Source organism: Streptococcus sp. 11273D007BT (genome assembly GCF_053547195.1).
On record NZ_JBPWPE010000001.1, the window covers coordinates 455,325 to 470,224 of the forward strand.

A 14,900-nucleotide genomic window follows, 5' to 3' on the forward strand; every position below is an offset into this window, starting at 1 on the left:
AAACAATCGAGTATTTGAGGCAGAGATCTCAGGTACTCGATTTTTATTATCTCCATAGGATTTCCTCTCAAAAATTCAGAAAATTGTGATATAATAAAGTGATAACAATCTAGAAAGGTCTTTACAATGACATTTGACACTATTGATCAATTAGCGGTAAATACTGTCCGCACGCTTTCAATCGAAGCGATTCAAAAAGCTAACTCAGGTCACCCTGGTCTTCCAATGGGAGCGGCCCCAATGGCTTATGTACTCTTTAACAAGTACCTTAATGTCAACCCAAAAACAAGTCGTTCATGGACAAACCGTGACCGTTTTATCCTCTCAGCTGGACATGGTAGTGCCCTTTTATATAGCCTCCTTCACTTGTCAGGATATGGCGTGACTATGGAAGACCTTAAAAACTTCCGTCAATGGGGATCAAAAACGCCTGGTCACCCTGAAGTGAACCATACCGATGGTGTCGAAGCAACATCAGGGCCACTTGGTCAAGGGATTGCTAATGCTGTTGGAATGGCTATGGCTGAAGCACATTTGGCAGCCAAATTCAATAAGCCAGGTTTTGACATTGTGGACCACTATACTTATGCCTTAAATGGTGATGGTGATTTGATGGAGGGTGTTTCTCAAGAAGCAGCAAGCTTGGCTGGTCACTTGAAGCTTGGGAAATTAGTTCTTCTTTATGATTCGAATGACATCTCACTTGATGGTCCAACCTCAAAAGCCTTTACTGAGAGTGTTAAAGGACGCTTTGAAGCATATGGTTGGCAGCATATTTTAGTTGAGGATGGTAATGATTTAGAAGCTATTGCAAAAGCTATTGAAGAAGCTAAAGCAGAAACAGAGAAACCTTCTATCATCGAAGTGAAGACTATTATTGGTTATGGGGCTGAAAAACAAGGAACGTCTGCTGTTCATGGCGCACCAATCGGTGAAGAAGGTATTGCTCATGCTAAGCAAGTTTATGGTTATGATTATCCAGAGTTCACTGTTCCAGAAGAAGTGGCACGTCGCTTTGAAGTTGGCATTAAATTCCGTGGTGAAGAAAAAGAAAATGCATGGAATACTCTCTTTAAGCACTATGAAGAAGCTTATCCAGAATTAGCAAAAGAGTACAAAGAAGCCTTTACAGATGCTCCGATTTCTGTTGATTTAGCGGCACATGAGCTTGGCTCAAGTGTGGCAAGTCGTGTTTCTAGTCAGCAAGCTATTCAGCAAATTTCTGCGCAAGTGCCATCATTCTGGGGTGGTTCAGCAGACCTTTCTGCTTCAAACAATACAATGGTTGCGGCAGATTCTGATTTCCAAGCAGATAACTATGCTGGTCGTAATATTTGGTTTGGTGTCCGTGAGTTTGCGATGGCTGCCGCGATGAATGGTATTGCACTTCATGGTGGAACACGTGTCTATGGTGGAACTTTCTTCGTCTTTTCAAACTACCTTCTTCCAGCAGTTCGTATGGCAGCTCTTCAAGAGTTACCAACTGTCTATGTCTTAACACATGATTCCATTGCGGTTGGTGAAGATGGTCCGACACATGAGCCTGTTGAACAATTAGCCAGCGTTCGTTCTATGCCAAACCTAAATGTTATTCGACCAGCTGATGGTAATGAGGTTAATGAAGCATGGAAACGTGCCCTTGCAGAAACAAAACGTCCAACGGCCCTTGTTTTAACACGTCAAAACTTACCAGTCCTTGAAGGAACAGCCAGTCTAGCTGCAGCAGGTCTTAATAAAGGAGCTTATGTCCTTTCAGAAGCTAAGGGAGAGATAGATGGTATCCTTATTGCAACAGGATCAGAAGTGAAATTAGCCCTTGATGCACAAGCTGAGTTAGAAAAAGAAGGTATTTTTGTTCGTGTGGTATCAATGCCATCACAAAATATCTTCGATGAGCAAGATTCAGCTTACAAGGAAGAAGTTCTGCCATCTGCTATCACTAAACGTTTAGCCATTGAAGCAGGATCAAGCTTTGGTTGGGGCAAATACGTTGGTCTGACAGGTAAAACCCTTACGATTGATACTTGGGGAGCATCAGCACCAGGGGATCGTATCTTTAAAGAATATGGTTTCACTGCAGAAAATGCTGTTAATCTTTACAAGTCCTTATAAAATCAGATAAATAGAAAGTCTTGGAGTTCTCCAAGACTTTTTTGTTGACAGTTATTAGACAAAAACTATAAAATTGTTTAAAATAATAAAAAAGAGGTGATGTTATGTCTATTAAGAAGCTTACTTCATTTGGGCTAATAGCTCTTTCAATGATGACACTTGTTGCTTGTGATTGGGATAGTAATGATAGCACATCCTCCGTTCAATCCAGTCAAACAACAACTACTCAAGAAATTTCAGAAACAAAAGCTAAAGAAATAGCTTTTAATGATGCAGAAGTATCAGAGTCTGAGGTTACTAATTTGACGATTACCTTAGATCAAGAGAATGGTCAAAGTCAATATGATGTAGAATTTTCTGCTAAGGGAACAGATTATAGTTACACGATTGATACGACAAGTGGTTCTATCATTGAAAAAGAAACAGAGATTACTGAGACAACGACTAGTTCTACAAAAATTTCACAGGATGAAGCAAAGAAAATTGCCTTTGATGATGCTGGGGTAACAGAATCCAAAGTGACGAATCTAGTGGTTGAGCAAGATGTTGATCAAGCACCTATAACCTTTGAGATTGATTTTGTTTATAATCATCAAGATTATAGTTATTCGATTAATTCTGAGACAGGTGCGATTGTAGAAAAGTCCACAGAAGCAGTTAATGGATAATATTTTATAAACCAATACAGATCATCTGATTTTAAGTCAGCTTGATCTGTTTTTATTTCTGATTTGAGCTTGGTGTAAGTATCAGCAGAAAAATACAAAAAAGTATGGTATAATGAGCTTTATGAAGCGAAATTTTGAAGATGTAAACCGTATTGTTATTAAAATTGGCACCAGTTCACTGGTTTTAGCGAATGGAAAAATAAATTTAAAAAAAATTGATGAGCTAGGATTTGTGATCTCAAGTCTGATTAATCAAGGAAAGGATTTGGTCCTAGTTTCCTCAGGGGCTATGGGGTTTGGTTTAAATGTTTTAAATCTTGATAAACGACCGCAAGAAGTAGAACGCCAACAAGCTGTTTCAAGTGTTGGACAGGTAGCCATGATGAATCTCTATGCTCAGATTTTTTCTCACTATCAGACAACTGTCTCACAGATTTTGTTGACACGTGATGTGGTTGAATTTCCAGAGAGCCTATCTAATGTGACCAATGCTTTTGAGACTCTTTTATCCATGGGGATTGTTCCTATTGTGAATGAAAATGACTCTGTTAGTGTCGATGAGATGGATCATACCACTAAATTTGGAGATAACGACCGTCTATCTGCTATTGTGGCTAACATTGTGGGAGCAGATTTATTGATTATGCTGTCTGATATCGATGGTTTATTTGATAAAAATCCTAATGTTTATGATGATGCTAAATTGCGGCACTTTGTACCTGAGATTACAGATGAGATTATTCAATCTGCTGGTGGTGCAGGAAGTAAATTTGGGACAGGTGGGATGTTAAGTAAAATACAGAGTGCCCAGATTGTCTTTGAAAATAATGGACAAATGGTCTTGATGAATGGTGAAAATCCTAGAGATATTCTTCGCGTGTTAGATGGTGAAAACCTAGGAACGCTCTTTAGAAAGGAGTAGAGGATGAGTTATATTAATGAATTAGGGGAAAAAGCTAAAAAATCTAGTCAGACCTTATGGAGATTAGGGACAGCACAAAAAAATCACTTGTTAAAACAAGTCGCAAATCATCTGGTCGCACAGACCAGTTATATTTTAACTGAAAACTTGCTTGACCTTGAAAATGCGGCAGAAAATGGAATTACCTCCATCATGGTGGACCGTTTACGTTTAGATGCCAATCGTATTGAAGCTATGGCTGAAGGGTTGCGCCAGGTTGCCGACTTAACAGATCCTATTGGTGAGGTGGTACGCGGATATACTAATCTTGATGGGTTGAAAATTGTTCAAAAGCGTGTGCCTTTAGGGGTTGTTGGCATGATTTTTGAGAGTCGTCCTAATGTGACCGTTGATGCCTTTAGCCTTGCTTTTAAAACGAGTAACAGCATTATCTTGCGTGGTGGCCGTGATGCGATCAATTCCAACAAGGCTTTGGTCAATATTATTCGTCAAACTCTAGAGAGTGAAGGAATTGATCCTAATGTTGTTCAGCTGGTAGAAGACACGAGTCATGCAGTGGCTGAGGAGATGATGCAAGCTGTAGATTACATTGATGTCTTAATTCCACGTGGTGGTGCGGGGTTGATTAACCGTGTGAAAGAAACTGCAAAGGTTCCTGTTATTGAAACAGGGGTTGGTAATGTTCATATCTATGTTGATGAGTCTGCAGATCTTGAGATGGCAACAAAAATTGTCATTAATGCTAAAACGCAGCGTCCAAGTGTCTGCAATGCTGCAGAGAGTTTGGTGGTACATGAAGCAGTTGCCTCATCATTTTTACCAAAACTTGAGAAAGAAATTGCAAAGGTGCATGAGGTGGAGTTTCGAGCTGATGAGAAGGCAGCCGCTATTTTTGAACACTCCAAACCAGCTTGTGAAGAGGATTTTGCTACCGAATTTTTAGACTATATTATGTCGGTTAAGGTGGTTTCAAGTTGTCAAGAAGCAATTGATTGGATCAATACCTATACTAGTCACCATTCAGAGAGTATTATTACACAAAATCTCAAGCATGCAGAAGCTTTTCAAGATCAAGTGGATGCTGCAGCTGTTTATGTGAATGCCTCTACACGTTTTACAGACGGATTTGTCTTTGGACTAGGTGCAGAAATTGGGATTTCAACACAAAAAATGCATGCTCGTGGGCCTATGGGATTGGAAGCTTTGACCAGTACTAAATTTTATATCAATGGTGAGGGGCAAATTAGAGAATAAGCCAAAGACACGTTAAGGGGTTAGTAGGATCTAACCTCTTTTCTTTTTCTATCTCTAAAAAATTATGGTAAAATAGAGGTTATGACAAATGAATTTCATCATATCACAGTCCTGTTGCATGAAACCGTAGATATGCTTGATATTAAGCCTGATGGGGTTTATGTTGATGCCACTTTAGGAGGAGCAGGACACAGTGAGTATTTATTAGGAAAATTAAGTGAAAAAGGACACCTTTATGCCTTTGATCAAGACCAAAAAGCGATTGACAATGCTAACATTCGTCTAAAGCCTTTTATTGAAAAAGGACAGGTGACCTTTATCAAGGATAACTTTAGACATTTAAAGGCCCGTTTGGCTGAAAAAGGGGTGACAGAAATCGATGGTATTCTCTATGATCTAGGAGTTTCTAGTCCTCAGCTTGATGAGCGTGAACGTGGATTCTCTTATAAAAAAGATGCTCCTTTAGACATGAGAATGAACCGTGAGGCAAAATTAACAGCTTATGATGTTGTTAATGGCTATGACTATCATGATTTGGTACGCATTTTCTTTAAGTATGGTGAGGATAAGTTTTCAAAACAAATTGCTCGAAAGATTGAACAGGCGCGTGCGGTTAAACCAATTGAAACAACAACAGAGTTAGCTGATTTGATTAAATCAGCTAAACCTGCAAAAGAGTTGAAGAAAAAAGGACATCCTGCAAAACAAATTTTTCAAGCCATTCGAATTGAGGTGAATGATGAGCTTGGGGCGGCGGATGAGTCTATTCAACAAGCCATGGATTTATTAGCTGTCAATGGTCGGATATCAGTGATTACCTTCCATTCCTTAGAGGATCGTTTGACCAAGCAACTTTTTAAAGAAGCTAGCACAGTTGAAGTACCAAAGGGACTGCCATTTATTCCAGATGATTTGAAACCTCGTTTTGAGTTGGTTAATCGTAAGCCGATTTTACCAAGTCAAGAAGAGTTGGATTTCAATAACCGAGCCCATTCAGCCAAATTAAGAGTAGCCAAAAGGGTAATAAAATGAGTAGAATAAATAAAAATGAAAGGCAAAATCAAGCTGTCTTAAGAGTCATTGAACGCCGAGTCAAAACCTTTTCTAGAGTTGAAAAGAGCTTTTATGGTGCCATCGTTTTGACAGCGATTACCTTAGCTGTTAGTGTGATTTATTTACAAAGTCGAAATTTGCAACTTCAACAAGAAATTACTTCCTTAAATAGTCAAATTTCAGATCAACAGACTGAGGTTAATAATGCCAAGCAAGAAATCAATGAATTAAGTCGCTATGATCGTATTGCACAAATTGCCAATCAAGCTGGTTTGAGTGTTCAAAATGATAATATTCAAAAGGTGGAATAGGTGATGCGAAGATTAAAAAAATATTTTTTGGATTTTTCAGTTAAAAACCGTCGCCAGCCGGCTCGAAATAGAGAACAGGTAGGGAAGTATCTGATTTATCTCTCTGTCATTATCCTGTTTGTTTTTATTGTCAATTTTGCGATTATTATTGGAACAGATACCAAATTTGGTGTTGATTTGTCAAAAGGTGCCCAGGCCGTTTATCAAACTACCCGTACAGTTCAAGCTAAGCGAGGGACTATTTATGATCGCAGTGGTAATCCTATTGCTGAGGATTCTACAACCTATAGTGTTTATGCTATCATTGATAAAACCTATGTTTCAGCATTGAAAGAGAAGCTTTATGTCCAAGCTTCCCAGTATGATACAGTAGCTTCTATTTTTAAGCAATATTTAGATATAGAAGAAGATTATGTACGAAGTCAACTCTCCCAAAATAATTTGACACAAGTTTCTTTTGGCAATAAAGGTTCAAACATTACTTATAGTACCATGAAGGAGATGTCTGATGCTTTGGAAAAAGCTGGTATTAAGGGAGTAGCCTTTGATACCAGTCCTGGACGAATGTATCCTAATGGGATGTTTGCTTCTGATTTCATTGGTTTGGCACAACTCCAAGAAAATGAAGATGGCTCAAAAAGCCTTGTCGGTTCAACAGGTTTAGAAGCTTCTATGGACAGCATCTTGTCTGGGACAGATGGACAAGTGACTTATCAAAAAGATAAGAATGGTAACACTTTACTTGGAACGGCAAAAACCGTTCAAAAGGTAGTGGATGGTAAAGATATTTACACCACGATTTCTGCTCCAATTCAAACTTACTTGGAAACCCAGATGGATGTTTTTCAGGAAAAAAGTAATGGTAAGCAAGCCAGTGCGACCTTAGTGAATGCTAAAACAGGTGAAATTTTAGCAACGACTCAGAGACCAAGCTTCAATTCAGATACTAAAGAAGGATTGGACAGAGAAGATTTTACTTGGCAAAGTCAGCTTTATCAAACTAACTACGAACCAGGTTCGACCTTAAAAGTGATGCTGCTAGCATCTGCTATAAATGAAGGGGTCTTTAATCCTAATGAAGTCTTTAACAATGCTAGCTTAACGATTGCAGATGCTACGATTAAAGACTGGTCTGTTAACAAAGGGATTTCAACGGGAGAGTACATGACCTATGCGCAAGGGTTTGCCTTTTCTTCTAACGTTGGGATGACGAAGCTAGAGCAAGCTATGGGAAATGATAAATGGTTAACCTACCTTGCTAAATTTAAATTTGGTTTCCAAACACGGTTTGGAATGGGTGGAGAAGCCTATGGTTTGCTGCCGTCTGATAATTATGTCTCTATTGCGATGAGTGCTTTTGGACAGGCGATTGCGACAACACAAGTTCAAATGTTACGAGCATTTACAGCTATTTCAAATGATGGTGTTATGTTGGAACCTAAGTTTATTAGTAAAATTTATGATCCCAACACTAATACGACACGCGCAGCTCAAAAAGAGATTGTCGGTAATCCTGTTCCGGCAGAAGCCGTATCAGAAACATTGCAGTATATGGTGACCGTTGGAACGGATCCTACTTACGGTACGCTTCAAGCGGATGGTGTTCCCATTATTCAAGTAGGGAATGAATCTGTCGCTGTTAAATCAGGAACGGCAGAAATTGCTGCTGAGGATGGATCAGGTTATTTAAAAGGTGAAAATGACAATATTTTTTCTGTTGTGGCCATGGTTCCGTCAGATGAGCCTGATTTTATTATGTATGCAACTGTCCAACAGCCTGAAACTTGGACTGAAATGTTCTGGCAAGATGTTGTCAATCCTGTTTTAGAAGAGGCTATGTTGATGAAGGATTCTTTACAGGAACCTGTTGCAACGCCAAAAGCAGAACAAACTAGCTATCAGTTAAAAGACTATATTGGTGAAAATCCAGGTGATGTTGCAGATGAATTACGTCGAAATCTTGTTCAACCTATTGTTTTAGGAACTGGAACAAAAATTAGTAAAATTTCAGAGGAAGCAGGAACAAATCTTCCAGAAAATAAACAAATCTTAATTTTAAGTAATACCTTGACAACACTTCCTGATATGTATGGTTGGACTAAGCAAAATGTTGAGACTTTTGCTAAGTGGACTGGTATTGATATCAAAATTAAAGGCAGCTCAGGTCGTGTTATCAAGCAAAGTAAAGATACAGGAACAAAAATAAAAGACCTTAAAAATTTAACAATAACTTTAGGAGAATAAGATGTTATCAAGTTTAACGGCAGGAGCGGTAGCCTTTCTTTTAACGCTACTGGTGATGCCATTCTTTATCAAATTTTATCAAAAGGCTAAAATTGGTGGCCAACAAATGCACGAAGATGTTAAGCAACATCAAGCTAAGGCAGGAACACCGACAATGGGTGGTGTTGTTTTCTTGTTAGTCGCTATTGTGGTGAGTTTTGTGTTTGCAGCTAGCATGAAGATGCTGACAGGTGGCGTTTTAGCGATTTTATTTATCTTATTGCTTTACGGTGTGGTAGGATTTTTAGATGATTTTTTAAAGGTCTTTAGAAAGATTAACGAAGGGCTCAATCCAAAACAAAAATTGGCTCTCCAGCTTATAGGTGGTCTAGTCTTTTACCTTTCGCATGTTAATGCGGCAGGTGGAGGTGAGCTGAATGTTTTTGGACATGTCATTAATTTAGGTGTGCTTTACCTTCCTTTTGTTTTATTTTGGCTTGTTGGATTTTCTAATGCGGTCAACCTCACAGATGGTATTGATGGGTTGGCCTCTATATCGGTTGTGATCAGTTTAGTAGCGTATTCTATCATTGCTTTTGTAGATCATAAGTATGATATTTTACTGGTTTGTATCACTATGATTGGAGCGTTATTAGGCTTCTTTGTGTATAATCATAAGCCTGCTAAAATCTTTATGGGAGATGTGGGGAGTCTGGCTCTTGGAGGGATGCTAGCAACGATCTCTATTGCGCTTCGTGTGGAGTGGACCTTGTTACTAATTGGTCTAGTGTATGTGATTGAAACTTCTTCAGTGATGTTGCAAGTTAGCTATTTTAAATACACTAAAAGAAAATATGGAGAAGGGCGTCGTATCTTTAGGATGACTCCTTTCCATCACCATCTTGAGTTGGGAGGTCTAAGTGGCAAAGCACAGAGATGGAGTGAGTGGAAAGTAGATGCTTTCTTGTGGACACTTGGTCTAGTTTCTAGTCTCTTAGCCCTAGCTTTATTGTATCTATAATCAAAAGCACTGAGAAATCGGTGTTTTTTGCTATTTCTTTCTCTTTAGTGTTATAATAGAAGAGAATGAAAAAAGAGGTTACATTATGACATTTACAAAATTTAAATTTAAAAACTATATCAAAGACGCCTTGGAGGAACTAAATTTTAAGGCTCCCACGGAGGTACAAGAGAAATTGATTCCAGTTGTCCTTTCAGGACGTGATTTGGTAGGGGAATCAAAGACAGGATCAGGAAAGACGCATACTTTTTTACTTCCAATTTTTCAAAAGATAAATGAAGATTTAGATCAGGTTCAGGTTGTCATAACAGCGCCTAGTCGTGAGTTAGCCACACAAATTTATTTAGCTGCTCGTCAGATTGCAGAAAAATCAGAAACAGATATTCGTGTGGTCAACTACGTTGGAGGAACGGACAAGCTACGTCAAATTGAAAAGTTAAAGGCTAGTCAACCTCACATTGTGATTGGAACTCCAGGTCGTGTCTATGATTTGGTGAAATCAGGTGATTTAGAGATCCATAAGGCCCATACTTTTGTAGTTGATGAAGCAGATATGACACTTGATATGGGATTTTTAGATACCGTTGATAAGATTGCTGCTAGCCTACCAAAAGATGTTCAAATCTTGGTCTTTTCAGCGACAATCCCACAAAAATTACAGCCTTTCTTGAAAAAATATTTAACTCATCCAGTGATGGAGAAAATCAAAACGTCAACGGTCATTGCAGATACCATTGATAACTGGCTGATTTCTACTAAGGGACGTGATAAAAATGCTCAAATTTTATCTATTTCAAAAGTTCTTAATCCCTATGTTGCCATGATTTTTGTTAATACGAAAGAACGAGCAGATGATTTACATAGTTTCTTAGTTGCAAATGGTCTCAAAGTTGCGAAAATCCATGGCGGTGTGCCACCACGTGAGCGCAAGCGTATTATGAATCAAGTTAAAAACTTGGAATTTGAGTACATTGTAGCAACAGATCTTGCTGCACGTGGAATTGATATTGAAGGTGTTAGTCATGTAATTAACGATGCTATTCCACAAGATCTTTCCTTCTTTGTTCATCGTGTAGGGCGAACAGGGCGAAATGGTTTGGCGGGAGTAGCGATTACGCTTTATCAACCAAGTGATGATTCCGATATTCGTGAATTGGAGAAGATGGGAATTAAGTTCGTTCCTAAAGTTTTAAAAGATGGTGAGTTTCAAGAGACCTATGATCGTGATCGACGAGTTAACCGTGAAAAGACGCGTGAAAAATTAGACACTGAGATGATTGGGTTGGTGAAAAAGAAAAAGAAAAAAATCAAGCCAGGTTATAAAAAGAAAATTCAGTGGGCTGTGGATGAAAAACGCCGTAAGACTAAGCGTGCAGAAGCCCGTGCTAAAGGACGTGCTGAACGTAAAGCTAAGAAACAAAGTTTCTAAAGGTGATATAAAAATCTTATCACGGCGATAGATAATAAGTATTATACAGACCTTTTAGGACATGATAAACTGGAAGATATTATCATTGGGGAGAGTATCTTATGACGATGAATCAGAAAGTTCTAAAAGGTTTAACTATTTTATCAGCTTTAACACTAAGTGTTTTAGTTTATGAAACAGCAGGAGCAAGTACCAAGACCATCACGGTAGCAACAGATTCGGATACAGCTCCTTTTACTTATAAGAAAGACGATCAGTTTAAAGGCTATGATATTGATGTGGTGAAGGCAATTTTTAAAGATTCTAAAAAATATACGGTTAAATATGAGACCGTTGCCTTTTCTTCCATTTTAACAGGCCTAGATGCAGGACGTTACCAATTAGCTGCAAATGATTTTAATTACAATGCTGAGCGTGCTGAGAAATACATTTTTTCAGATCCTATTTCTAAATCCAATTATGCTATTGCATCAAAAGATGGGACAAGTTATGATAGTTTAGACGATTTGTCTGGAAAATCGACAGAAGCCTTGGCAGGTTCTAATTATGCACAGGTGCTAGAAGATTGGAATAAAGAGCATGCCGATAAAAAACCAATTGAAATCAACTATGTGGCTAGTTCAACAGCTATTTCAACACGTTTACAAGGAGTAGAGACAGGAAAGAGTGACTTTATCTTGTATGATGCTATTTCTTTAGATTACATCATTGATGATCAAGATCTTGATTTGGATACCACAGCTTTGAAAGACAGTGTCGGTGGTGATAAGGATGGTTTAGAATACCTCTTATTTTCAAAAGATGAAGAAGGCAAAGAGCTTGCTAATTTTGTTAACCAACGTTTAAAAACTTTAAAAGAAGATGGAACACTCAAAAAACTCAGCATCAAGTATTTTGGTGATGATTTTGTCTCAACCTTAAAATAATATCTAGATAGGGAGAAAACATGACGCTTTTTTTAGCAACTGGCTGGTATGACAAGCTACTTGAAAAAATACCAGATGGACAATTATTTAGTTGGCGAGCAGTTTTTGATGCTTTGCCGACCATTATTGAAAAATTACCAACAACCTTGGGATTAACTTTAGCTGGGTCACTATTTGGTCTTTTGTTGGCTTTATTATTTGCGATCGTTAAAATCAATAAGGTTAAGTTTCTTTATCCTATTCAAGCCTTATTTGTGAGTTTTTTACGCGGGACACCTGTTTTGGTTCAGTTGATGTTAACCTACTATGGTATTCCTCTTCTTCTGAAAGCGATGAGACAGAAATATGGATTGGATGTTAACATTAATGCTATTCCAGCAGAAGTTTTTGCAATCACTGCCTTTGCTTTCAATGAAGCGGCCTATACCAGTGAAACGTTGCGTGCAGCGATTCAATCTGTCAATCCTGGAGAAATTGAAGCTGCAAGGAGCTTAGGGATGACCTCACAACAAGTTTATCGACGTGTCATTATTCCTAATGCAGCTGTTGTCGCAACCCCTACCCTAATTAATACTTTGATCGGCTTGACCAAAGGGACATCTTTGGCTTTTAACGCAGGGATTGTCGAGATGTTTGCCCAAGCACAAATTTTAGGTGGTTCTGATTACCGCTATTTTGAACGGTTTATCTCTGTTGCTATTGTATATTGGGTTGTCAGTATTGTGATTGAGCAAGTTGGTCGCTTAATTGAAAAGAAAATGGAAATTAAGTCTCCAGACCGTCTTGCTAATCATCCAGTAGGGGAGGTACGTTAATGATTACCATTTCAAATTTAACCAAAGAATTTTCTGGGCAAAAAGTTTTGGATAATCTTAATCTTGAGATCAAAAAAGGGGAAGTAGTTGCTCTAGTTGGTGCTTCAGGTGCAGGGAAATCCACTTTTTTAAGGTCCATGAACTACTTAGAAAAGCCGGATTCTGGATCGATCAAAATTGGTGATTTTTCAGTAGATTTTTCCCAAATTAGCAAAGAAGATATTTTAGTCTTACGTCGTAAATTAGCGATGGTTTTCCAACAATTTAACTTATTTGAGCGTCGTACGGCACTAGATAATGTTAAAGAAGGATTGAAGGTGGTCAAAAAACTATCTGATGAGGAGGCGACTCGTATCGCCAAAGAAGAGTTAGCCAAGGTAGGCTTGTCAGATAGAGAAAACCATTATCCGCGTCACCTATCTGGTGGACAAAAACAAAGGGTCGCCCTAGCACGTGCTCTTGCGATGAAACCTGATGTTTTGCTCTTAGATGAGCCCACATCAGCACTTGATCCAGAATTGGTGGGCGAGGTAGAAAAATCTATTGCAGATGCAGCAAAAAGCGGTCAAACTATGGTCTTGGTTAGTCATGATATGAATTTTGTTCGTCAGGTAGCAGATAAGGTCTTATTTTTGGAAAAAGGTCATATTTTGGAGCAAGGAAGTCCAGATGAGATTTTTGATCATCCTAAAGAGGATCGAACCAAAGAATTTTTTGCTAGTTACAAAAAAACCTATATTTGATATAATGGGGGCTGAGACAATTGTCTTGGCCTTATCATTTGTGTTTAAAGCACTTAAAAGTAAGGTGATTTTTAACTGAAAAGTATAGGAGAAGGCATGTTAACAGAGATTTTAAGCCTTTATTTACAAGGTTTGCTATCAGCCGCTATTTTTGTGGTCGTGATTTTAGCCGCTTGGACAGCTTATCGGATGTTGCGAAAGATGGATAAAACGGTCAAAGAAAGACAAGCTTTTTTATATGATATTCTTTTAATTGCTATTATGACAATTCCTATCTTATCATTTGCTTTTACAGGGATTATATTGATGTTAAAAGCATAAGGCTTGCAAAAAATAAAAAGAATGTTTAAAATGTAGAACATCTATAGTCAAAGAGGAGAAAAAGATGTACGATACAATTGTGATTGGTGCAGGTCCTGCGGGTATGACAGCTGCCTTATATGCTGCCAGATCTAACCTAAAAGTGGCTACTTTAGAGCAAGGAGCCCCAGGTGGACAGATGAACAATACATCAGATATTGAAAACTATCCTGGTTTTGAAATGATTTCTGGGCCAGAGCTTTCTATGAAAATGTATGAACCGCTTGAAAAGTTGGGTGTTGAAAATCTTTATGGTATTGTGGAAGCCATAAAAGATGAAGGGGACATCAAGAAAGTCATCACCTCAGATGCTACTTATGAAACGAAAACCGTGATTATTGCAACAGGAGCAAAACATCGCTTACTGGAAGTTAAGGGTGAGGATACCTATAGCAGTCGAGGAGTTTCTTATTGTGCTGTGTGTGATGGTGCTTTTTTTAGAAACCAAGATTTGTTGGTGGTAGGAGGCGGTGATTCTGCGGTTGAAGAGGCACTTTTTTTGACCCGCTTTGCCAATAAAGTTACCATTGTCCACCGTCGCGATGCCTTGCGAGCTCAAAAATTATTGCAAGATCGCGCTTTTGCGCATGAGAAGATTGATTTTATCTGGGATTCAGTAGTTGAAGAGATTAAAGGAAATGATCTGAAAGTTACCAGCGTTGACATCAAGAATGTGAAAACTGGTGAGGTGACAAATCATGAATTTGGTGGTGTCTTTATCTATGTTGGTTTAGATCCAGTTTCTAACATGGTAGCTGATTTAGACATTACAGATGAGGACGGTTGGATCATCACAGATGATCATATGAGAACGAACCGTAAAGGAATTTATGCGACTGGTGATGTTCGTCAAAAAGATCTTCGCCAGATTACAACAGCTGTGGGTGATGGAGCTATGGCTGGACAGCAGGTTTATCAATTTATTGCAGGATTAGATTAAATCTTAACATAAATCAGGAGACAGCTATAGGCTCCTGTTTTTTGTTTAGGAAAAAAGGATTAGAGAGAACTTTCAGCTTGAAACTTAAATTTATGCTATAATAGTAGCATTAGATTAAAGGAG

The 14,900-nt window shown here is 38.4% G+C and carries 14 protein-coding genes; all 14 read left to right on the forward strand.

Annotated features, from left to right (window positions below):
• Nucleotides 1-126: 126 nt before the first annotated feature.
• The 14 genes from tkt to trxB all read left to right on the forward strand — a co-directional run bounded on the left by tkt (nucleotide 127) and on the right by trxB (nucleotide 14,777).
• Nucleotides 127-2,112 (forward strand): transketolase, encoded by a 1,986-nt coding sequence (gene tkt, locus ACEE75_RS02485; protein WP_447575250.1) that lies wholly within the window; start codon nucleotides 127-129, stop codon nucleotides 2,110-2,112.
• 104 nt (nucleotides 2,113-2,216) lie between these two features.
• The gene (locus ACEE75_RS02490) at nucleotides 2,217-2,780 is read left to right on the forward strand and encodes a PepSY domain-containing protein (RefSeq protein ID WP_447575249.1); all 564 of its coding nucleotides are present in this window, start codon (nucleotides 2,217-2,219) and stop codon (nucleotides 2,778-2,780) included.
• 121 nt (nucleotides 2,781-2,901) lie between these two features.
• The gene (gene proB, locus ACEE75_RS02495; protein ID WP_427893703.1) at nucleotides 2,902-3,702 is read left to right on the forward strand and encodes a glutamate 5-kinase; all 801 of its coding nucleotides are present in this window, start codon (nucleotides 2,902-2,904) and stop codon (nucleotides 3,700-3,702) included.
• Nucleotides 3,703-3,705: 3 nt separating this feature from the next.
• The gene (locus tag ACEE75_RS02500) at nucleotides 3,706-4,956 is read left to right on the forward strand and encodes a glutamate-5-semialdehyde dehydrogenase (RefSeq protein ID WP_447575248.1); all 1,251 of its coding nucleotides are present in this window, start codon (nucleotides 3,706-3,708) and stop codon (nucleotides 4,954-4,956) included.
• 81 nt (nucleotides 4,957-5,037) lie between these two features.
• Nucleotides 5,038-5,988 (forward strand): 16S rRNA (cytosine(1402)-N(4))-methyltransferase RsmH, encoded by a 951-nt coding sequence (gene rsmH / locus ACEE75_RS02505; RefSeq protein WP_354369459.1) that lies wholly within the window; start codon nucleotides 5,038-5,040, stop codon nucleotides 5,986-5,988.
• The gene (gene ftsL / locus ACEE75_RS02510; RefSeq protein WP_354369457.1) at nucleotides 5,985-6,320 is read left to right on the forward strand and encodes a cell division protein FtsL; all 336 of its coding nucleotides are present in this window, start codon (nucleotides 5,985-5,987) and stop codon (nucleotides 6,318-6,320) included. Before rsmH ends, ftsL begins: the two co-directional genes overlap by 4 nt.
• 3 nt (nucleotides 6,321-6,323) lie before the next feature.
• Nucleotides 6,324-8,564 (forward strand): penicillin-binding protein PBP2X, encoded by a 2,241-nt coding sequence (pbp2x, locus tag ACEE75_RS02515; RefSeq protein ID WP_447575247.1) that lies wholly within the window; start codon nucleotides 6,324-6,326, stop codon nucleotides 8,562-8,564.
• Between the two features lies 1 nt (nucleotide 8,565).
• Nucleotides 8,566-9,564 (forward strand): phospho-N-acetylmuramoyl-pentapeptide-transferase, encoded by a 999-nt coding sequence (gene mraY / locus ACEE75_RS02520; protein ID WP_427893695.1) that lies wholly within the window; start codon nucleotides 8,566-8,568, stop codon nucleotides 9,562-9,564.
• Nucleotides 9,565-9,649: 85 nt separating this feature from the next.
• Nucleotides 9,650-10,993, forward strand: coding sequence for a DEAD/DEAH box helicase (locus ACEE75_RS02525; RefSeq protein WP_447575246.1), 1,344 nt, complete (start codon nucleotides 9,650-9,652; stop codon nucleotides 10,991-10,993).
• A 107-nt stretch (nucleotides 10,994-11,100) separates the two neighbouring features.
• Entirely contained in the window at nucleotides 11,101-11,919 is an 819-nt protein-coding gene (locus ACEE75_RS02530) for a transporter substrate-binding domain-containing protein (RefSeq protein ID WP_447575255.1), read from the forward strand.
• Between the two features lie 20 nt (nucleotides 11,920-11,939).
• On the forward strand, nucleotides 11,940-12,734 hold the full coding sequence (locus ACEE75_RS02535; RefSeq protein ID WP_354369449.1) for an amino acid ABC transporter permease: 795 nt from the start codon (nucleotides 11,940-11,942) through the stop codon (nucleotides 12,732-12,734).
• Nucleotides 12,734-13,477 carry an amino acid ABC transporter ATP-binding protein gene (locus ACEE75_RS02540; RefSeq protein ID WP_427893692.1) on the forward strand — a complete coding sequence of 248 codons (744 nt, stop codon included), beginning with the start codon at nucleotides 12,734-12,736 and terminating at the stop codon, nucleotides 13,475-13,477. Before ACEE75_RS02535 ends, ACEE75_RS02540 begins: the two co-directional genes overlap by 1 nt.
• 96 nt (nucleotides 13,478-13,573) lie before the next feature.
• Nucleotides 13,574-13,798: a DUF4059 family protein gene (locus ACEE75_RS02545; RefSeq protein ID WP_447575245.1), complete on the forward strand. Its 225-nt coding sequence runs from the start codon at nucleotides 13,574-13,576 to the stop codon at nucleotides 13,796-13,798.
• A gap of 64 nt (nucleotides 13,799-13,862) precedes the next feature.
• Complete coding sequence (trxB, locus tag ACEE75_RS02550) at nucleotides 13,863-14,777, forward strand: thioredoxin-disulfide reductase (protein WP_447575244.1); 915 nt, start codon at nucleotides 13,863-13,865, stop codon at nucleotides 14,775-14,777.
• Nucleotides 14,778-14,900 lie beyond the last annotated feature (123 nt).